Here is an 18,577-nt window from a genome sequence, read left to right as displayed (position 1 = left end):
TGTCCAGCTAAGGTTTGGTCGGTGGTTAACGGCTAGCTAAAGCTACACAAACATGGAGACACTCATGCTAACTCTTCACTTTGCCCCTAATTCCCGTGCGGTGCGTGTCGCTTGGCTTTTTGCTGAGCTGGATTTGCCCTACGAGCTAAATGCGATGCGCTTCCATCCTGAGGACTTGAAGTCGGATGCGCATCGACAGCGGCACCCTCTGGGGCGAATTCCAGTGCTTGAGGACAATGGACAGCAAATTTGGGAGAGCGGTGCGATTGTTGATTACATCCTTGAGTGCCACAAGAACGGGGGGCTCAAGCCGGCTTCTTCGCATCCCAGTTACGGTAAGTACCTGCAGTGGTTTCACTATTGCGAGGGCATGGTTATGCCGTCCATGAACACCATTGTTGTGCACACTCTGTTATTGCCGCCGGACAGACGGGATCCGGTCGTACTAGGACAAGCTCAGAAATTATTGTCCCGCGCACTCCTACCGCTGGAAGAGGTGTTGTCGGACAAGGAGTATTTAATCGGAGATTTTTCGGGTGCCGATATTATGCTGGGGCACGCTTGCATCATGAGTCGACGTCTTGGCTGCGTCAGCGATGAGCTTGTGGCGCTGAACGCCTACATCGATCGACTAGAAAGCCGGCCCGCGTGGCATGTTGCTGACGCCATCAAGTAATGTTGTTGCAGGCGGTGCGGGTCAAATCTGAATCTGAGGGCTCCTGTGGGTCCCTCAGGGCCCGCTAGACGAATCTAGCCCCCGCGCTTGCGCAAATTGCCTCGTCCCAGCTCATCGACGCGCTGTACGCCCATCAGGCGCATGTCGCGCTCTATCTCAGTTTTGAAGTTACCTAAAGCGCGTTCCACACCCGCCTGACCGGCTGCAGCCAGCGCGTAAAGATAGAGCCGGCCTCCCGAGACTGCCTTGGCACCAACCGATAGCGCTTTGAGAACATGGGTGCCACGTTGGATTCCACCTTCGCAAATCACATCAATCTTGTGGCCAACGGCATCGCAAATTTCTTCAAGCTGATCGAAGGGCGCCCTCGAGCCGTCGAGCTGACGACCACCGTGGTTGGATACCATAATTCCCGTGCATCCTATATCAACGGCACGCTGAGCATCCTCAACGCTCATGATGCCTTTTAACGCAAACTGTCCGTTCCATTGGGAGCAAAGTTTTTCTGCGTCGTCCCAACTCATCGTGGGATCTAGCATAGTGGAAAAATAGTCACCCACAGAGACGGCGACGTTAGTCCCCTCATTGATGTGCCCTGAGAGATGGGGCATGTCAAATTTGTCTCCAGTAAAAAAATTCCAGGCCCAAGCGGGGTGGGTGGCAAAGCTCCACATCGAGGACAAGTTCAGTTTGGGTGGTGAGGTAAACCCAGTGCGAAGGTCCCGTTCTCGGTTACCTCCTGTGATCGTATCTACCGTGAGTGCCATGACATTAAAATTGGCGGCTCTGGCCCGCTCAAGCAAGGCGTTGTTGAGGCCTCGATCCTTGTGAAAATAAAATTGGAAGAGTTTGGGGCCCGGAGCGAGTTCTGCGATTTCTTCTACTGTAACCGTGGCAAGAGACGAAACACCAAACATGGTTCCATATTTGGTTGCCGCCCGGGCGACCGCGCGCTCTCCCTCGTGGTGAAATAGCCGCTGTAAGGCAGTGGGTGCACAATACAGCGGCATGTCTAGCTTCTGCCCCATGACCTCGACAGACATATCAATATCGACAACACCTCGAAGCACATTGGGCACCAGGTCGACGTCTTCGTAAGCGGCGGTATTTCTGCGATACGTGAGCTCGTCATCGGCGGCACCGTCAATATAGTGAAAAATAGGTCCTGGTAAGCGCTTCTTGGCCAGCTGACGAAAATCCGAAAAATTATGGCAGTCGTTTAGGTTCATCGCGGCATTACTCAAAAGTCAGTTTAATTTTTAGCCCGTCAATTTTTAGCCCGTTAAAGAGGGGGCACAGGAAATACCTGCAGAGCTTCAGCCTGTATTGTCTGCGTTCAACCGGTACGTTGCTCGGGCTATGTAAGCATACCGCGAATCAGGGGCGAAGCAGATGCCGCGACGGGTTGCTTTTCTTCTTCTGCTTGATGGCCCGTCGATAAAGACCGACGGGAAAAGGTTTTTTCAGACTTGGCTAAGTTCGTGATTGTTAATGGTTTGACGGGCAATTATTGTCGTCTGAACTTCGCTAGCACCTTCGTAGATTCGCAGGGCACGAATATCGCGATACAGTGATTCAACGATGTAACCTTTTGTGACGCCCTTACCTCCGTGCAGTTGTACCGCGGCATCAATGACCTGCTGGGCAGTCTCTGTTGCGTGATATTTCGCCATGGCGGCTTCCCGAGTGACCCGGTCCGCCGCGCAGTCTTTAGTCCAGGCAGCGCGGTACACCAGCAGCGCGCTGGCATCGACTCCTAGGGCCATTTCACCAATTTTTGCCTGCACAAGCTGCAGATCCCCCAGTTTGCCGCCAAAAATGTCACGCTGGGCGGTGTAATCGAGAGTTTCATCAAGGGCACGACGGGCCATGCCCAGCGCGGCTGCGGCGACCGTTGATCGAAATACGTCAAGAGTAGCCATGGCAATTCCAAAGCCTCTACCTTCTTCCCCGACCAAATTTTGTGCCGGAATACGGCAGTCTGAAAATTGCAGTGTGCCTAGTGGGTGAGGAGCGACTAATTCAATACGCTCTGTGACCTCGAAGCCCGGTGTTCCTGCTTCGACGATAAAACAGCTAATACCTTTGGCGCCGCCGGCGTCACTGGAGCGTGCAAACACGGTGTAAAAATCTGCGATACCCGCATTGGAAATCCACGTTTTGGTGCCGTTTAGCACCCATTCATCACCCTCGCGCTGCGCGGAGCAGGTCATAGCTGCTACATCTGAGCCAGCATTGGGCTCGGACAGGGAAAAAGCACTGATCTTTTGGCCTTGAGCCACGGCGTTGAGGTAGTTTGACTGCTGTTGCTCGGAGCCGAACAGTGAGATGGGCCCACTTCCCAAGCCTTGCATCGCAAAGGCGAAATCGGCGAGGGCGCTGTGCCGCGCTAGAGTCTCGCGAATGATACAAAGCGTTCGAACATCGAGTTTTTCGTGGTTGCCACCGCCGCTGGCGGGCACCGCGTATCCGGCGAACCCTGCCTCGCCCAAAGCCCGCACCAGTGCAATGCAAGTGCCATCGAGATCTTCATGCTCGTTGGCGGTAAGTTCCGCCATATGTGCCTCAGCCCAGGTGTCCAACGTACTCGCCAGTGTTCTGTGATGCTTTTCAAAGAAAGGCCAACCCAGATAACTTGTCTCGCTCATAATCTTTTCCTCAAGCCGTTCGAATTGGCTTAGTCACCTGCGAAAACTGGCTTTTCCTTGCCAACAAACGCGCGGTAGGCGCGCTTAAAGTCTTCCGTTTGCATGCAAATGGCTTGGGCCTGAGCCTCACACTCAATCGACTGATCGACCGACATATTCCACTGCTGGTGTAACTGTGTTTTGGTAATGCCATTGGCAAAGGTTGGACCTGCCGCAATCCGATGTGCGGCTTTATGGGCGTCAGCATCAGGGGTATCGCTGAGGCCGTTAAAGAAGCCCCAGCGTTCACCTTCCTCGGCGCTCATCGCACGTCCAAAGTAAAGCAACTCGCTGGCACGACCCTGACCAATAATCCGCGGCAGAATTGAGCAAGCCCCCATATCGCATCCGGCTAAACCCACTCGATTGAAGAGAAAAGCGACCTTAGCGGAGGGGCCCGCGTAACGCAGGTCACTTGCCATCGCGATGATGGCACCAGCACCGGCGCAAATACCTTCGATGGCACTAATAATCGGTTGTCTGCAGGCTCGCATGGCCTTGACCAAATCCCCGGTCATTCGGGTGAACGCCATGAGGTCCTTCATATTCATTTCGGTTAGAGGGCCAATAATTTCGTGGACGTCACCGCCGGAACAAAAGTTACCACCTGCACCGCGAATCACAATGGCATCCACATCGGTGGCATACACCAGCGATCGAAAGAGGTCGCGTAATTCGGTATATGACTCAAAGGTCAGTGGGTTTTTTCGCTCTGGGCGGTTCAGCGTAATCGTGCCGACGCCGCCATCACACTCCCAAAGAAAGTGTTCGGCTTGATAGTGATTCATGGTGGTTGTTTGCATGCGCTTCCTGTCTCCTATGCGGTGCTGCCGCCGTCAATGGCAATCGCCTGTCCCGTAACGCTGGCGGCGCCCTCTGAACACAGCCAGCTCACTGAGGCCGCCACTTCATCTGCTTCGATGAGTCTCCCCTGAGGGTTGCTCTGAGTAAAGTGTTGTAGTGCTTCGGCTTCACTGCGGCCAGTTTTTGCCATAATTCCTTGAATGGACTCGCGCACAATATCAGTATCGACATAGCCAGGGCAGACCGCATTCACTGTAATGCCTTGCTGGGCGGTTTCAAGTGCCAGTGCGCGCGTTAAGCCAAGTGCCGCGTGCTTGGACGCGCAGTACCCGCTGACATAGGCAAAGCCTTTCAGGGAGGCCGTGCTGGCGATGGTGACAATGCGACCCCAGCCGGCAGTCTTCATGTTGCCCAAGGCAATTTGGGTGCAGTGAAAGACCCCGTTTAAATTGACGTCCAGAGTCTTTTGCCAGTCTGCGAACTCGATGCGATGAAAGGGGGCCGATGGCGCGACCCCGGCGCAGTTAACCAGTATTTCCACAGGGCCAAAGTTAGCGGTGGCTTCAGAAAAAGCCGCTTCAACACTCTGGCGATTAGTGACATCGCCAGTAATGGCCTTACAGGAGTCACCCAATGTTTCAGCAAGTGTTGCCAAAGGTTCAAGCCGCCGACCTATTAAGGAGAGGTTATGGCCTTCGCTGAACAACTGTTTTGCTATTGCCGCACCAATGCCGGTTCCGGCTCCTGTAATGAGCGCGTGGCGGCTCACGACGACGTCTCTCGTGCACGTTCAGCCAGTGTATGAGCCTGTCGATAACCCAAGAAGTATTGATGGGGTTCTGCCGCGCCTTTCCCTCGATAACCCATTTCTGCTGCTGCATGCAAAGTCCAGTTAGGGTCCGCTAGGTGCGGGCGGGCCAAGCAGACGAGATCGGCTCTGCCTGCCGCGATAATGCTATTCACATGGTCGATCTCGTAAATGTTACCCACTGCAATGGTCGGCACGCGGCCCTCGTTTCGAATGAGGTCTGACAGCGGTGTTTGGAACATACGCCCGGGTTGCGGTTTAGCTTGGTGGCTCGTTTGACCCGTTGACACGTTGACAATGTCGGCACCAGCCGCGATGAAGGCTTTTGCGATTGCCACGGAGTCTTGTTCGGTCACTCCCTCAGCGCCCAACCAGTCATGCGCTGATATGCGAACGGACATGGGTTTTTCGGCTGGCCACGCTTTTCGCATGGCTGCGCAAACTTCAAGCGGGTAGCGCATTCTGTTTTCTAAAGAGCCACCGTATTCATCGACACGCCGGTTTAGCGCAGGGGTAATAAAGGATGACAACAAATAACCGTGAGCTGCGTGCATTTCGATCATGTCAAAGCCAGCTTTTACGGCGCGAACCACCGCCTCTACATGGAGTTGGAGTACGTGGTCCATGTCTTCGCGAGTCATTGCTTTGGGCACCGGGCTGTAGTGGTCAAAGGGTTGATCGCTCGCCGATAGCAACGGCCACTGCTGATCGTTGGGCAACGGCTCATCAAGGATAGCGGGGTCCCACTTCCAAGGTTCCAGTGTGGCGCCCTTGGGACCGGCGTGACCGATTTGGATTGCCATTTTTGCCTGAGTATTTTCGTGCACGAAGCGGGTAATACGAGCCCATGCTTCAGTCTGTTCGTCGTTCCAGATCCCCGTACACCCCGGGGTGATTCGCGCATCAGCGCTAATGTTGGTCATTTCGGTATAGACCAGTGCCGCGCCGCCTTTAGCGAGGCTGCCGTAATGGACGAGATGCCAATCATCAGGGAGTCCGTCGGTGGCGCTATACATACACATGGGTGATACACAGACTCGGTTATTGAGCTTCATATCCTTCAGTTGAAAGGGGAGGAACATCGGTGGCGTTGGGCCTTTTGACCCGTCCACACCAAAAGTCGTGGTCAGGTGTTGCTCCATACTCTCGAGCCACTCGGCATCACGAAGTCGAAGGTTTTCATGACTCACTCGCTGGCTGCGGGTCAGCATTGAGTAGTTAAATTGTTTGAGGTCGAAAGCCTCGATATAGCGCGGGACATTTTCGAACCAGATCATGGCGTTTCTTGCGCTGTTTTGAAGCCTTAAAACATCGATTTTCCGTTCTTCTTGGTAGGCTTTCAGTGCGGTGGGAACTGTGGTGTCCACGTTGAGATGCTTGGCCAGTGAGATTGCGTCTTCGAGGCCTAATTTGGTGCCGGATCCAATTGAAAAGTGCGCGGTGTGAGCGGCGTCACCAATAAGTACCACGCGGTCGTCCTTAATCCAGTTATCGCAGTAAACGGCAGGAAAATTGATCCAGGCAGATCCGCGGACATGGCCGGAGTTAGTCATTAAGGTGTGGCCATCGAGATATTGCTCAAAGATTTTTCGGCAAGTCTCCGCACTTTCCTCATGGCTCATGTGCTCAAATCCCAGAGCGTCGTAAACGTCTGGTGTGGTTTCAACAATAAACGTTGAGGTGTTGTCATCGAATTGATAAGCGTGGGCCCAAATCCAGCCGTGGTCAGTCTTCTCGAAGATAAAAGTAAAAGCATCTCGGAAAGTTTGACGCGTTCCCAGCCACACAAATTTGTTAGGGCGTGTCTCTATAGTGCTTTCAAAAACGTCGAGGTTACTGTTGCGAATTTTTGAGTTGAGACCGTCACTGGCAACAATTAAATCAGCATCGCCAAACTTGCCGTCAATATCGTCAAGGCTAAATTCCTGCTCAAACTTGAGTGTTACGCCAAGTTCGCGTGCTCGTGCATGGAGGAGTTGGAGAAACCGTTTACGTCCGAGTCCAATAAACCCATGGCCGCCCGATCGCTCGACTTTGCCTTCGACATGACAGTCGATTAGATCCCAGTGGATGAATTCATCGACAATCGTTTTGGCGCTGACAGGGTCATTCGCCGTGATGTTGTCGACAGTTTGATCTGAAAATACAATCCCCCAGCCAAAGGTGTCATCAGGTTTGTTCCGCTCATAGATCTCAATGTCATGCTCGGGATTGCGAAGCTTCATGCTGATGCCGAAGTACAGCCCCGCGGGGCCTCCACCTACACATACCACCTTCATATCAACTCCTTCTCAGCTCTTTGAGCGCTGATACTTTAAATCTAAAATGTTAGACTAGTATAGACAAAACGTTTTATATTTAAAATGTTATTATCGTCGAGACAGAGCCAGCTATGTTTTGGCCCTGAACTAGGGCTCTTCAAGCAAGGTGAGGATAGGTTTTGAACCACAAAGCGACCGCTACAGAACTAAATCATGAGTCACGTGTACAAAGCGAAGATCACCAAAGCATTCGCCTGTGGCTGCGACTGCTGACTTGTACGAACATGATTGAGCAACGTCTGCGCGCGCGTTTGCGGGAAGAATTTGCCACCACGCTGCCACGTTTTGATTTCATGGCTCAGCTGGAGCGAGCGCCCGACGGATTAACGATGGGAGAGTTATCTCAGCGAATGATGGTGTCAGGCGGCAATGTTTCGGGCATTGCCAACCAACTCGAAGGAGAGGGCTTCATTGATCGAAGTCCCGTCCCCGATAATCGCCGAACTTTGTGCGTTACGCTGACCGAGAAAGGCCGCAGACGCTTTGCGGATATGGCTGCAGCTCACGAGGGTTGGGTGGTGGAAATGCTGGGCGATCTGTCTCAGTCGGAGCATCAGCAGATTATGAAGCATCTCGGCCAGCTCAAGCGTGGCGTATCCCTACTGGAGGATTAACTACAGTGTGGAAGCCCCCTCAGCGAATTAAATATCAAACAACTGTAGCGCGCTGGCCGACTCGTGATGAAGCTGCCTCATCGCAGTTGTTTTCTCCAATAAACCTCGGGTCGGTAAAGTTAGTGCAGCGCACTTGGATACCGGCAATGGTGCCATGGCGATCTAACGAAGCTGGAGAAGTGACTCAGGACGTCATTGACTGGTACGCCCGTTTCGCGCAGGGGAAGCCCGGCGCGATTGTTGTAGAGGCGACGGGTATTAGAGACATCCCCAGCGGCCCACTGCTACGTATTTCTGACGATCGCTACATCGACGGGTTGAAGAAACTCGCTGATGCTGTGAGGGAGGCGAGCGAGGGGCAAACGCGTCTTTTGATTCAGCTAATCGATTTCCTCAATATTCGAAAGCGCCCCGACCCAGAAAAGTATTTTGATCGGTTTCTCGTGATCACCCCTGAGCACCGCCAAGCGCTAGCTCTAAATGACGCACCAGAGGCTGATGTTAGGCAGGCGTTGGCGTCGCTATCTAGCGAAACCCTCGAAAGTATTTTGAGTGCTCGGGAGTGGGATGCGCTGCAGTTCGGTGCTCGCGATCGTGTCACCGACATGGAAAACCCCGCAGTCGCTGGTCTGCCTCAAACATTACCGCCGCTGTTTGCTGCAGCTGCACTACGGGCAAAGACCGCCGGTTTTGACGGTGTCGAATTGCACTACGCCCATGCCTATACCATGTCTTCATTTTTATCGGCTACGAATACTCGAGCAGACGGCTATGGCGGGGGCGCAGCGGAGCGCATGCGTTTACCGCTGGAGGTTTACAAAGCCGTTAGAGAAAGCGTGGGAGCGGACTACACGGTGGGATGCCGCTTCCTCAGCGATGAAATTATAAATCAAGGGAGTGGGCTTGATGACGCCTGCTTTTTTGCACAGGCTTTTGCAGCCGCAGGCATGGATTTTCTGAGTCTGTCCCGTGGTGGCAAGTTTGATGATGCAAAACAGCCGCGGGTTGGTGCGGCGGCATATCCGTACACGGGCCAAAGCGGTTACGAGTGCATGCCGGCGTATTTATCGGATGAGCAGGGGCCTTGGGGGCGGAACGTAGAGCCGGTAGCAAAAATTCGTGCCTTGATACGCGAAGCTGGCTATACAACGCCTGTGGTTACCGCAGGTGGAATTTATAGTTTTGATCAGGCTGAAGCGCTGCTCGCTGACGAAAAAGCCGACATTGTCGGCTTTGCTCGACAGGCACTTGCAGATCCAGATTGGTTTGAGAAGGTGCGGACGGGTTATGGACCTGACGTCATGTTGTGCCGTTACAGCAACTACTGTGAGGGCTTGGATCAAAAGCATAAACAGGTGACTTGTGAGCTATGGGATCGTGAAAAGCTCGACGACGACAGTGCGATTTTGGCAACAGACGGTAGACGAAGGCTAGTAGCGCCGCCATGGTCGATCGAGTCAGCGTAGTCGGTACCGTCATTCAGTAAACACCAATCTCTCAAGGCCTCGTTGCCAGCGCCTATTGCGGTATGTCGCCAAAGCAAGCCTGAGAAAACTTACTGTTCTGTCCTGTCACTTGGTTTAGAATCTGCCTTGGGTCTAAGGATGGGCGCTTTGCAGCAGCACTTATTATGAGAAGTTTATTTTTCGTTTTATTTTTGATTTCGATTGGTCAAGTCGCAGAGGCTGCTCCAGGCGATTTATTTAATGTGCTTGCCGAGCGAACCGAGGCGGCTCGAAGACCTGCTTTTGATGCTTGCGGCGAGGCGGGCAAAAAAGAGTTCGTATCCAGCGTCGCCGAGTCTTGGTACCTGTGGTACGAGGAACTCGCTCAGGTTGACCCTGAAGATTTTGACACTGCACAGGCGTACCTCGATGCTCTCACGGCACCGCTAGCGCCTGACGGCAGGGATCCGGGTTTTTCATATTTGACTGATCAGGCCGCTGATGACGCTCAGGGAAGTACCGGTGCTTACGTGGGTTTTGGCTTCAGCTACGGATTCGACTCTCAGAACAGATTTCTATTCTCTGACGTACTTCAGGGTGGACCTGCGGGTGACGCAAAACTCCAGCGTGGTAATGAGGTGCTAGCGATTGATATGGGCGCTGGTTATGAAACCATCGATGAGCTTTCCGAGCGTCAGGCAACGATTTCAGAAATATTCGGCGGTAATGAAGCTGGCTTGGAGCGCAGTTTTCGCATTCGACAAGATCAATCTGTTGTCGAAGTCACATTGGCTAAACGCGAGCTGGACACCCCCCCACTGGCAACAGAGCCATTATTGTTGGAGCGTCCCGGCAACTCTCCGGTGGGATACCTGAACCTCCGATCATTTATTTTAACGGCTAACGAGGCCCTTAGTGATGCCACGCGATTGTTTCGTGATGCGGGTGTTACCGACTTGGTCATAGATTTGCGCTACAACGGAGGCGGATTGGTTAGTGTCGCGGATCGCATGCTGGATTTGCTGGGAGGGTTAGTGGCTACCAATCAGGATAGCTGGAGTATCGTACACAACGCTAAGCACAGCGATGAGGATTTCGGCGCCTACTTCGCTGAATTTCCAGACAGTATGAAGCCACTGCGTATCGCTTTTATCACAACCGGCGGAACTGCGTCGGCCAGCGAGTTGGTCATTAATAGTTTGTCCCCCCATATTGAGGTGGTTTTGATTGGAGAGGATACGCTGGGTAAAGCTGTAGGGCAGTACGCGTTTGATCAAGATCGCTGGTCAGCCAAGTGGAGTACTTGTGATACCCGTTTGCGTCTCATCGCGTTCCAAATAGTTAATGGTGAGGGCAACGGCGAATACTACAACGGCCTGGTGAGCTCTGGTGGGTTCACCCTTTGTCCGGCCGTAGATGATTTGAGCCGTAATTTTGGAGACCCGGATGAGGCGTCGCTAAATGCGGCTTTGGGTTGGCTAAATAATGGATTTTGTAGCGCTAACACCACATCCAGTGCTTCTACTCGCGCGCGTAGAATGGACGAGAAGGCGTCTGCGAGGTCAGAGTGGCACTTAACCCAGCTTCCAGATGCTCCTTTTGGACTGTCGCCCTGGGTGCAGTGAATCTGCTAAGAACTTAAGTTCGCAGCGTGAAACGCTAAGTGCTCACCGATAAAACTCGCCACGAAAAAATAGCTGTGGTCATAACCCGCTTGCACCCTAAGTGTCACGGGGTATCCGGCGTTTGTGGCTGCCTTCAACAGTAATTCAGGCTTGAGCTGCTCAACTAGAAAGCCATCGTTACCACCTTGATCAATTAAAATAGGCAGCCGCTCTTCTGTCTGTTGGATCAGGTGACAGGCGTCATGCTCTAGCCAAGCTGCGGTGTCGGCACCGAGATAATTGCCTAGGGCCTTGTGGCCCCAAGGGCAATTTGCCGGTGAGCAAATGGGCGAAAAAGCTGAAACTGATCGAAAGCGTGAGGGATTCCGCAAGCCTATGGTGAGAGCTCCGTGGCCGCCCATAGAGTGGCCTGTGATACCTGCGCGTTGGCCATCGACTGGCAGCAACGTATTGACCAGTGCGGGCAATTCGTCCACGACGTAGTCATACATTCGGTAGTGCGTGTTCCATGGGGCCTGAGTGGCGTTGACATAAAAACCGGCACCTAAACCAAAGTCCCAGCTTCCCTCTGGGTCATCGGGAACATCGTCACCACGGGGGCTGGTGTCGGGGGCCACAACGGCAATGCCATGCTCTGCCGCATATTGCTGGGCTCCGGCCTTTGCGACGAAGTTTTCGTCGGTGCAGGTCAAACCAGAAAGGTAGTAGAGAACAGGAACAGGCCCGTCAGCGGCCTGTGGAGGCAGGAATACTGAAAACACCATATCGCAACCGAGGCTTTCAGCATGATGACGATAGCGACGCTGTTCGCCGCCAAAGCAGCGATGGCTGTCAATAACCTCAGCCATATCTAGTAAACCACCACAGAACGTATGCTTTCACCGCTGTGCATTAAATCGAAAGCTTTGTTGATATCCGAGAGGGGCATTTTGTGGGTGATTAAATCGTCAATATTAATCTTACCTTCCATGTACCAGTCAACAATTTTGGGTACATCGGTACGGCCTCTGGCACCGCCAAATGCCGTGCCTCGCCAGGAGCGTCCGGTGACAAGCTGAAAAGGCCGGGTAGCAATCTCTTGTCCGGCTCCGGCGACGCCAATGATGCAGCTTTGTCCCCAGCCTTTATGACAGCACTCTAGCGCTTGGCGCATGACGTTTACGTTGCCGATACATTCGAAACTGTAGTCAACACCACCACCGGTCATCTGAACCAAATGGTCGACCACATTATCGACTTCGTTGGGGTTGACGAAGTCGGTCATGCCAAATTTCTTTGCCATTTCGATTCTGTCGTTATTCAAGTCGACACCAATAATTCGAGTGGCACCTACGAGACGTGCGCCCTGGATTACGTTGAGGCCGATACCACCCAAACCAAAGACTGCAACCGTCGATCCGGCTTCAACATTCATCGTGAACGCAACCGCACCAATACCCGTGGTGACACCGCAGCCGATGTAGCAAATCTTGTCGAAGGGGGCATCCTCTCGCACTTTGGCAACTGCAATTTCGGGTAGGACCGTAAAGTTAGAGAACGTTGAGCAGCCCATGTAGTGGAGTAAGGGTTCGCCATCGAGGGAAAAGCGGCTGGTCTTGTCGGGCATGACCCCCTGACCTTGGGTTTCTCGAATAGCTTGGCAAAGATTTGTTTTTGGATGCAGGCAGAAGTTGCATTCGCGGCATTCAGGTGTGTAAAGCGGAATCACATGATCTCCGGGTTTTACGCTAGTCACACCAGCGCCCACCTCGACAACAACCCCAGCACCTTCATGCCCTAAGATCGCGGGGAAAGCACCTTCGGGATCGTCTCCTGATAGCGTGAACGCGTCGGTATGACAAACACCGGTTGCCATGATCTCTACCATGACTTCACCGGGTTGAGGACCCTGCAAGTCCACATCAACAATTTCCAGAGGCTTGCCGGCTCCAAAGGCCACAGCGGCGCGTGTTTTCATGATGTCTTCTCCCTAAAAGATGCCGCCAGTGTCGAACATTTCAGCTTAATTCTCCAGTCCCGATAAGGCCTAAAATTGAGTTTTTTAGTGTGGCTACTCTGCCTGCTTGAATCGGTGATTGTGAACCTACCGTCGAGGGAGTGTCGGGCCTTTAAAGCCCTTGACCACAGCTCTCAGCGAAGCGCTATGCCGACTCCCTTGGAGACTCTCACTTGGTTTTGACGGGAACAATTGAACGCGCCCTTTGCGCGATAAAAGGGCGGAAATTTGCTCGCATTCATCTGCGAATTAAGGCTACTTAAAGCCCCGCAGGGCTGCGTCGGCCTACCCGGCGGTATTTATGATTTAGCCCCTTTAGGTTCAATTACCTGTGGGCACCTCATTAAACGGAATGCCTTTATCTGCCCGTGGGTCTTGTGGCAGTCCCAGCACGCGCTCGGCAATGATATTGGTCATAATTTCATCGGTACCCCCGGCAATCCGGAGTCCGGGAGCGCCCATGTAAGACCGTTGTGCAGCGCCCGCCATGAAGTCGAGGTCATCCCCCCAAAGCGCACCATGTTCTTCGAGCAGATCCATACAAAACGAGGCGATATCCTGTAATTTTGGTGCCCCCACTAATTTGCCGATAGAGTTCTCTGGGCCGGGTAATTCGCCCCTAGAGAGTGCACTGAGGGCGCGATAGCCGTTGTACTTAAGCCCGGCTTCTTGCACATGAAAATTGGCAATTTTTGCACGCACAGCACTATCCTCAATTGCCGGGCGGTCATTAATAGAGACCGTCTGCGCAATTTTCATTGCCAGCGGTACGTCAGCGCCAGCACCGCCACCACCAATAGCAAGGCGCTCGTTCATGAGAGTGGTCAACGCAACTTGCCAACCTTGTCCCACCTCACCGAGGCGGTAGCTGTCGGGTATACGGACGTCGGTGAAGTAAACCTCGTTGAAATCTGCATCACCGGTGAGCTGTTTGATTGGCTTGGTTTCGACACCTGCAGCCTTCATGTCGACCAAGAACGCAGTGAGGCCTTTGTGCTTGGCCACGGTAGGGTCGGTTCGGGTGACAATCATGCCATAGTCGGAATAGTGCGCCCCTGAGGTCCATATTTTTTGGCCGTTTATGACCCACTCGTCGCCATCTTTTTCTGCCTTTGTTCGGAGCGCAGCCAGATCTGAGCCACTGGCGGGTTCAGAAAATAACTGGCACCAGATCTCTTCGCCACTCGCCAACTTAGGAAGAAATTGGTCGCAGTATTCTTGGGTGCTCCAGGCCATGATGGTGGGTGCGATCATGCCCTGACCAATCACAAAAAAACGGGAGGGCACATCATATTTGTTCTCTTCTTGATCCCAGATAACCCGCTCAATTGCGGATGCTCCACGCCCGCCGTATTTTTTATCCCAGCCGATACAAGCCCAACCACCGTCGTATTTGCGCTTTTGCCAAAGCTTTGCAACGTCGAGTCGACTTAACCCTTGCTTGTCTTCGGCGGTGAGCTGGTTCTCGGCCATCCATGCTGCAGCTTCGCTGCGGAAAATGGCTTCTTCTGGCGTATCTTTAAAATCCATAGGATTGATCTCCGTGACCTTAGGCGGCTGCAGGTTTTTGTTGTTCGAGGGCGGTGACGAGGCGGTCTTGCCAGTGCCGTTCAGAGCCGATCGCAAGACTCAATAACTTAGCCCGCCGATAATAAAACTGGCAGTCAAATTCCCAGGTAAAGCCCATGCCGCCATGGGTCTGAATGTTTTCTTGTGCTGCGTTTAATGATGCTTGTATGGAGGCCACCCGGGCAGTCGATGCTGCGAGGGGTAGGGTGTCGCTGTTGCTCGCTAAGGCCCACGCGCCGTGATACGCGTTGCTGCGTGCCAGGGCATTTTTAACGTACATGCCCGCGAGTTTGTGTTTGATCGCTTGAAACGAGCCGATGGCACGGCCAAAGGCATAGCGCTGTTGTGCATAGTCACAGGCCTGTTCTAGGGCTTTGTCAGCAAGCCCCAGCTGCTCCCAAGCCATGAGTACGGCAGCGCGATCAAGTAGCGCCTCAAAGGCCGACCATGCAATAGTGCCGTCGCCCAAGGCTTCTGCAGTGGCGTTATTGAAAGTCAGGGTAGCGTGGCCACGACTAAAGTCTAAGGTCTGAATGGGGCCGCGATCCACGTTGTCCTGATCAAGTTCAACAAGGCACAAGGTCACCGAGCCATCTCCAGCGGCTGCTGTGACTATGGCGATATTTGCACTTGTTCCGTCGGCGACGGGTTTTTTTCCACCGGTGAGGGTGCCATCCGACAGCGAAGTTGTGAGCGATTTTGCAGTGGTTTGCCCTGCGCCTTCTGCGTGTGCCAGCGTGGCTATACACTCACCCGACGCGAGGCCGGGCAACCAGCGTTCCTTTTGAGATTCATTTCCGAAGGCAATGAGGGCCTCGGTGGCTAGGTAAACTGACGATGAAAATGGGACTGGTGCAACCGCACGGCCCAATTCTTCAGCGATAATAGCCAGTTCGTAGTATCCCAGCCCCAAACCTCCGTAAGCTTCAGGTATAGCGGTAGCCGTCCAGCCCATTTCAGCGATGCTACTCCACAGCGTCGCGTCATAATCTTGCTCGCCATCAAAGACCTCGCGAACTCGGGTAGGAGGGCAGTGCTGCGACAAAAAGCCTCGGGCCTGCTCACGCAGCATTAGTTGTTCTTCTGAGAACTCAAAGTTCATGCGTACCTCGTTTGGTTAAAACACCAAAAGATGAAGGAAAGGACTGATCGTGTTTATAGCCGCTTATAGGGGGTGACAACAACGTATAGAGACAAAAAAATTAGAGCCGACTAGCAGCTCGCTGTCTCAGAGCCTCCCCCAAAAGTAGGGTATCAACGCCTATCCCGATGAAATCGGCGCCAGCTTCGGCACTTTGTTGTATTAACTCTTCGTGGGCCGTCAGGATGCCAGCAACCTTACCGGCGGCTTTGATGATTTTGATGGCTTCTATACAGCGGGCCATAAGCTCTGGATCGTTGCCTTGACCGATCTTCCCCAGAGAGGCTGCAAGGTCAGAAGGGCCAATGAAGACCCCGTGTACATTTTCCACCGCTAAAATTGCATCTAGGTTCTCCAGCGCGGTGACGGTTTCAGCCTGCACGATGAGACAAATTTCGCCATTGGCGTTGTGCAGGTAATCGGGCACTTGGTTCCAATGCGAGGCGCGCGCTAGAGCGGTCCCTACACCTCGGTGTCCCGTTGGTGGATAGTAGACGGCATCGACACAAGCTTGTGCCTGCTCCGGCGTGTCAATCATAGGAACGATGAAAGTTTGCGCACCCATCTCCAGAAATTTTTTGAGGAGAGCGGGGTCACCATTAACGGGGCGGACTATCGGTGCTACGGGGTAGGGTGCCATTGCGCGCAGGTGCGCCATGACATCACTGAGCTCAAAGGGAGCATGTTCGTGGTCTATGAGTAACCAATCAAAACCTGCATTGGCAGCAATTTCAGCCACATTGGGGTCGGGTAAACCCAGCCAACAGCCCCATAGAGTTCGGCCTTTTTTGAGTCGCTCCAAAAACAAGTTGCGTGGCAGGTTCATGATCTCATTCCTAGGTAAAGGTTACGTCAATAGTCCCTAGCGGCCCGTAATCACAGGTCATTTTGTCGCCAGCTTTTGCCACTACCGGTCGCGTGAATGATCCGCTGAGTACTAATTGCCCCGGTTCTAATCCCACGCCGTGAGCGGCAAAACGCTTACAAACCCAGCAAATGCCCTTTGCCGGGTGGTCCTGCACTCCGGCAGCGAGCCCGGTTTCTTCAACTTCGCCGTTTACATAGAGAATGGCTCCGGACCAGCGGAGGTCAATGTCTTCAGGCGCAAATCGCTTGTCTCCAACAATATACCCGGCGTTGGCTGCGTTGTCGGCAATGGTATCGAACACCTTTCGGGTGTATCCCGATTCAGGGTCGGTGCGAAAACTACGTGCGGCGATCAGCTCGAGAGAGGGCACGACATAGTCGGTAGCATCAAGCACTTGTTCAATGGTGACGTCATTGCCAAATAGCGATTTTTTCATGACGAAGGCGAGTTCGACTTCGATTCTTGGATCACAGAAGTTTGCAGCAACCACTGTACTGTTGTTAGCAAAATACATGCTCTCCAGTAGCACCCCAAAGTCAGGTGTCGTGATGTTCATGGCGTTTTGCATGGCTCGCGATGTTAAGCCAATTTTGTAACCCGTTACTCGATCGCCAGCTGCGACTTTGCGATCCACCCAAGCCCGCTGTACTGCGTAGGCATCATCCATGGTCATATCAGGGTAGGCGAGTGTCAGAGGTTTGATTTGTTGTCCTGTTTGCTCGGCTTCAAAAAGTGCAGCGGCTGCGTTTTCTATAGCGATAGAATCTAGCATGGGTGTCCTCAGGTGTTTTTGAAGTTGAACTTCACGGAGTTGATTTCCCGCATTTCAAAGGACAGCGCTATTTTTTGTGTCTGTAACAGCGGCGCCATGTGAGTCTTCAGCGCTTCAAAAATCCGCTCTCCCGCTTTTGCGCGGTCCTGCTCGCTACGGCCTTGACCAACATTCATCGTAACGTGCACAAAGCCATTGGCGGCGTCACCTGCCCCAACATGCTGGTAATCGGCGCGGTAAGCTCTTGCTCGGATGCCCGCTTCTGGGAAAAGGCCAGTATTCACTGCGGTTGTTGTCAGGGTTTCTAGTAACGTGGGTATATCAAGAGCGTTTTCGGGTAGGTTGTTTGAAAACTCAACGATGAAGTGTGGCATGTTAGCGGCGCTCGATTTGGATTTACTGGATTGGGAACACGGCATTGATTTGCCCTGTTCCTGAACTGCCGAAGTAGGGCGTCAGCACTTCGACTTCGCCCTCGTAATTATCCCAGCCCAGTGCGCCAAGTAACATGGCGGTGTCGTGCATAAATCCTTCACCATGGCATTTGTCGGCGTACTCTGGGAGCATGGCGACAAACTCCTGCCAGTTACCCTGCTCCCACATTCGAACCACCGTTCGATCCATTTGTTCCATCATTGGTGACCATACCCGGTGAAGGAAGTGCTCAGAGACACCGTTTTGCGCAAAGCGATGGGACAGTGAGCCAGATGCTAGTAAGGCGACCTTGCCGTTGTAGTGCTGCTCCACGCTGGCTCTAACTGCAGCACCGAGCCGTCCACTTTCCTCTAGGTCATGGACCTGACACATGGCCGAAATAGAAACAACTTTGAAGTGGCGGTCCTCGTTCATGTAGCGCATAGGCACGAGGGTGCCATATTCTAAAGCTAATGTTGTATCGCTATGGGCTCGGGTGTTGACCCCAGCTTGGCTACAGCCTTCGGCGATGATTTCTCCTAAAGCCGTGTTTCCCTCGTAGTCGTAGGGCATATTTTTAATAAAGTGAGGGAGTTCATTGCTGGTATACACGCCCTGAAAGTGCGGGGCATTGTTGATGTGGTAGCCCGAATTAACCAGCCAGTGCGTGTCGAATATGACAAGGGTATCCACATCCAATTCACGGCAGCGTCTCGAGATTTCATGATGGCCTGCAATGGCAGCGTCACGACAACCTTTGTGGGGACCATCCATTTCTGACAGGTACATGGACGGAACATGGGTTATTTTTGCGGCGAATACGATGCTTCCCATAGA

General features: G+C 53.1%; 17 protein-coding genes. 4 read left to right on the top strand and 13 right to left on the bottom strand.

The window, feature by feature from the left end; genetic code table 11:
- Positions 1-64 precede the first annotated feature (64 nt).
- On the top strand, positions 65-676 hold the full coding sequence (locus tag ACMAY6_RS09120) for a glutathione S-transferase family protein (protein WP_435211171.1): 612 nt from the start codon (positions 65-67) through the stop codon (positions 674-676).
- A gap of 74 nt (positions 677-750) precedes the next feature.
- Here ACMAY6_RS09120 and ACMAY6_RS09115 read toward each other — a convergent pair whose 3' ends face one another.
- The 5 genes from ACMAY6_RS09115 to ACMAY6_RS09095 all read right to left on the bottom strand — a co-directional run bounded on the left by ACMAY6_RS09115 (position 751) and on the right by ACMAY6_RS09095 (position 7,254).
- Positions 751-1,905 carry an alpha-hydroxy acid oxidase gene (locus ACMAY6_RS09115; RefSeq protein ID WP_435211169.1) on the bottom strand — a complete coding sequence of 385 codons (1,155 nt, stop codon included), beginning with the start codon at positions 1,903-1,905 and terminating at the stop codon, positions 751-753.
- A gap of 234 nt (positions 1,906-2,139) precedes the next feature.
- Positions 2,140-3,324, bottom strand: coding sequence for an acyl-CoA dehydrogenase family protein (locus tag ACMAY6_RS09110; RefSeq protein ID WP_435211167.1), 1,185 nt, complete (start codon positions 3,322-3,324; stop codon positions 2,140-2,142).
- Between the two features lie 29 nt (positions 3,325-3,353).
- Complete coding sequence (locus tag ACMAY6_RS09105) at positions 3,354-4,166, bottom strand: enoyl-CoA hydratase family protein (protein ID WP_435211165.1); 813 nt, start codon at positions 4,164-4,166, stop codon at positions 3,354-3,356.
- A gap of 14 nt (positions 4,167-4,180) precedes the next feature.
- On the bottom strand, positions 4,181-4,936 hold the full coding sequence (locus tag ACMAY6_RS09100) for an SDR family NAD(P)-dependent oxidoreductase (RefSeq protein WP_435211163.1): 756 nt from the start codon (positions 4,934-4,936) through the stop codon (positions 4,181-4,183).
- Positions 4,933-7,254 carry a bifunctional salicylyl-CoA 5-hydroxylase/oxidoreductase gene (locus ACMAY6_RS09095; protein ID WP_435211161.1) on the bottom strand — a complete coding sequence of 774 codons (2,322 nt, stop codon included), beginning with the start codon at positions 7,252-7,254 and terminating at the stop codon, positions 4,933-4,935. Before ACMAY6_RS09095 ends, ACMAY6_RS09100 begins: the two co-directional genes overlap by 4 nt.
- A gap of 161 nt (positions 7,255-7,415) precedes the next feature.
- Here ACMAY6_RS09095 and ACMAY6_RS09090 point away from each other — a divergent pair, with 161 nt between their 5' ends.
- The 3 genes from ACMAY6_RS09090 (at position 7,416) to ACMAY6_RS09080 (ending at position 10,980) form a co-directional block, all read left to right on the top strand.
- Entirely contained in the window at positions 7,416-7,910 is a 495-nt protein-coding gene (locus ACMAY6_RS09090) for a MarR family winged helix-turn-helix transcriptional regulator (RefSeq protein WP_435211159.1), read from the top strand.
- A gap of 5 nt (positions 7,911-7,915) precedes the next feature.
- On the top strand, positions 7,916-9,376 hold the full coding sequence (locus ACMAY6_RS09085) for an NADH:flavin oxidoreductase (RefSeq protein WP_435211157.1): 1,461 nt from the start codon (positions 7,916-7,918) through the stop codon (positions 9,374-9,376).
- Positions 9,377-9,540: 164 nt separating this feature from the next.
- On the top strand, positions 9,541-10,980 hold the full coding sequence (locus ACMAY6_RS09080) for a S41 family peptidase (RefSeq protein ID WP_435211155.1): 1,440 nt from the start codon (positions 9,541-9,543) through the stop codon (positions 10,978-10,980).
- Positions 10,981-10,985: 5 nt separating this feature from the next.
- Here ACMAY6_RS09080 and fghA read toward each other — a convergent pair whose 3' ends face one another.
- The 8 genes from fghA to hpaD all read right to left on the bottom strand — a co-directional run bounded on the left by fghA (position 10,986) and on the right by hpaD (position 18,574).
- Positions 10,986-11,828: an S-formylglutathione hydrolase gene (gene fghA / locus ACMAY6_RS09075; RefSeq protein WP_435211153.1), complete on the bottom strand. Its 843-nt coding sequence runs from the start codon at positions 11,826-11,828 to the stop codon at positions 10,986-10,988.
- 2 nt (positions 11,829-11,830) lie between these two features.
- Positions 11,831-12,937 carry an S-(hydroxymethyl)glutathione dehydrogenase/class III alcohol dehydrogenase gene (locus tag ACMAY6_RS09070; protein ID WP_435211151.1) on the bottom strand — a complete coding sequence of 369 codons (1,107 nt, stop codon included), beginning with the start codon at positions 12,935-12,937 and terminating at the stop codon, positions 11,831-11,833.
- A 360-nt stretch (positions 12,938-13,297) separates the two neighbouring features.
- Entirely contained in the window at positions 13,298-14,506 is a 1,209-nt protein-coding gene (locus ACMAY6_RS09065) for an acyl-CoA dehydrogenase family protein (protein ID WP_435211149.1), read from the bottom strand.
- A gap of 19 nt (positions 14,507-14,525) precedes the next feature.
- On the bottom strand, positions 14,526-15,647 hold the full coding sequence (locus ACMAY6_RS09060) for an acyl-CoA dehydrogenase family protein (protein ID WP_435211147.1): 1,122 nt from the start codon (positions 15,645-15,647) through the stop codon (positions 14,526-14,528).
- Positions 15,648-15,747: 100 nt separating this feature from the next.
- Positions 15,748-16,512 carry an aldolase/citrate lyase family protein gene (locus ACMAY6_RS09055; protein ID WP_435211145.1) on the bottom strand — a complete coding sequence of 255 codons (765 nt, stop codon included), beginning with the start codon at positions 16,510-16,512 and terminating at the stop codon, positions 15,748-15,750.
- Between the two features lie 10 nt (positions 16,513-16,522).
- A complete protein-coding gene (gene hpaH, locus ACMAY6_RS09050) occupies positions 16,523-17,326 on the bottom strand; it encodes a 2-oxo-hept-4-ene-1,7-dioate hydratase (protein ID WP_435211144.1) in 804 nt (267 codons plus the stop codon).
- Positions 17,327-17,334: 8 nt separating this feature from the next.
- Positions 17,335-17,700 carry a 5-carboxymethyl-2-hydroxymuconate isomerase gene (locus tag ACMAY6_RS09045; protein ID WP_435211142.1) on the bottom strand — a complete coding sequence of 122 codons (366 nt, stop codon included), beginning with the start codon at positions 17,698-17,700 and terminating at the stop codon, positions 17,335-17,337.
- A 22-nt stretch (positions 17,701-17,722) separates the two neighbouring features.
- Positions 17,723-18,574, bottom strand: coding sequence for a 3,4-dihydroxyphenylacetate 2,3-dioxygenase (hpaD, locus tag ACMAY6_RS09040; protein WP_435211141.1), 852 nt, complete (start codon positions 18,572-18,574; stop codon positions 17,723-17,725).
- Positions 18,575-18,577: the final 3 nt, after the last annotated feature.

Origin of the sequence: Luminiphilus sp. nBUS_16, assembly GCF_051201645.1 — a bacterium.
GTDB lineage: Bacteria > Pseudomonadota > Gammaproteobacteria > Pseudomonadales > Halieaceae > Luminiphilus.
This window is presented reverse-complemented; position numbering and strand designations above follow the sequence as displayed.

Bases quoted from the DNA above. Each gene is read 5' to 3' on its own strand.
- ACMAY6_RS09120 (WP_435211171.1), top strand. From the start codon at position 65: ATGCTAACTCTTCACTTTGCCCCTAATTCCCGTGCGGTGCGTGTCGCT.
- ACMAY6_RS09115 (WP_435211169.1), bottom strand. From the start codon at position 1,905: ATGAACCTAAACGACTGCCATAATTTTTCGGATTTTCGTCAGCTGGCC.
- ACMAY6_RS09110 (WP_435211167.1), bottom strand. From the start codon at position 3,324: ATGAGCGAGACAAGTTATCTGGGTTGGCCTTTCTTTGAAAAGCATCAC.
- ACMAY6_RS09105 (WP_435211165.1), bottom strand. From the start codon at position 4,166: ATGCAAACAACCACCATGAATCACTATCAAGCCGAACACTTTCTTTGG.
- ACMAY6_RS09095 (WP_435211161.1), bottom strand. From the start codon at position 7,254: ATGAAGGTGGTATGTGTAGGTGGAGGCCCCGCGGGGCTGTACTTCGGC.
- ACMAY6_RS09080 (WP_435211155.1), top strand. From the start codon at position 9,541: ATGAGAAGTTTATTTTTCGTTTTATTTTTGATTTCGATTGGTCAAGTC.
- fghA (WP_435211153.1), bottom strand. From the start codon at position 11,828: ATGGCTGAGGTTATTGACAGCCATCGCTGCTTTGGCGGCGAACAGCGT.
- ACMAY6_RS09070 (WP_435211151.1), bottom strand. From the start codon at position 12,937: ATGAAAACACGCGCCGCTGTGGCCTTTGGAGCCGGCAAGCCTCTGGAA.
- ACMAY6_RS09065 (WP_435211149.1), bottom strand. From the start codon at position 14,506: ATGGATTTTAAAGATACGCCAGAAGAAGCCATTTTCCGCAGCGAAGCT.
- ACMAY6_RS09060 (WP_435211147.1), bottom strand. From the start codon at position 15,647: ATGAACTTTGAGTTCTCAGAAGAACAACTAATGCTGCGTGAGCAGGCC.
- ACMAY6_RS09055 (WP_435211145.1), bottom strand. From the start codon at position 16,512: ATGAACCTGCCACGCAACTTGTTTTTGGAGCGACTCAAAAAAGGCCGA.
- hpaH (WP_435211144.1), bottom strand. From the start codon at position 17,326: ATGCTAGATTCTATCGCTATAGAAAACGCAGCCGCTGCACTTTTTGAA.
- ACMAY6_RS09045 (WP_435211142.1), bottom strand. From the start codon at position 17,700: ATGCCACACTTCATCGTTGAGTTTTCAAACAACCTACCCGAAAACGCT.
- hpaD (WP_435211141.1), bottom strand. From the start codon at position 18,574: ATGGGAAGCATCGTATTCGCCGCAAAAATAACCCATGTTCCGTCCATG.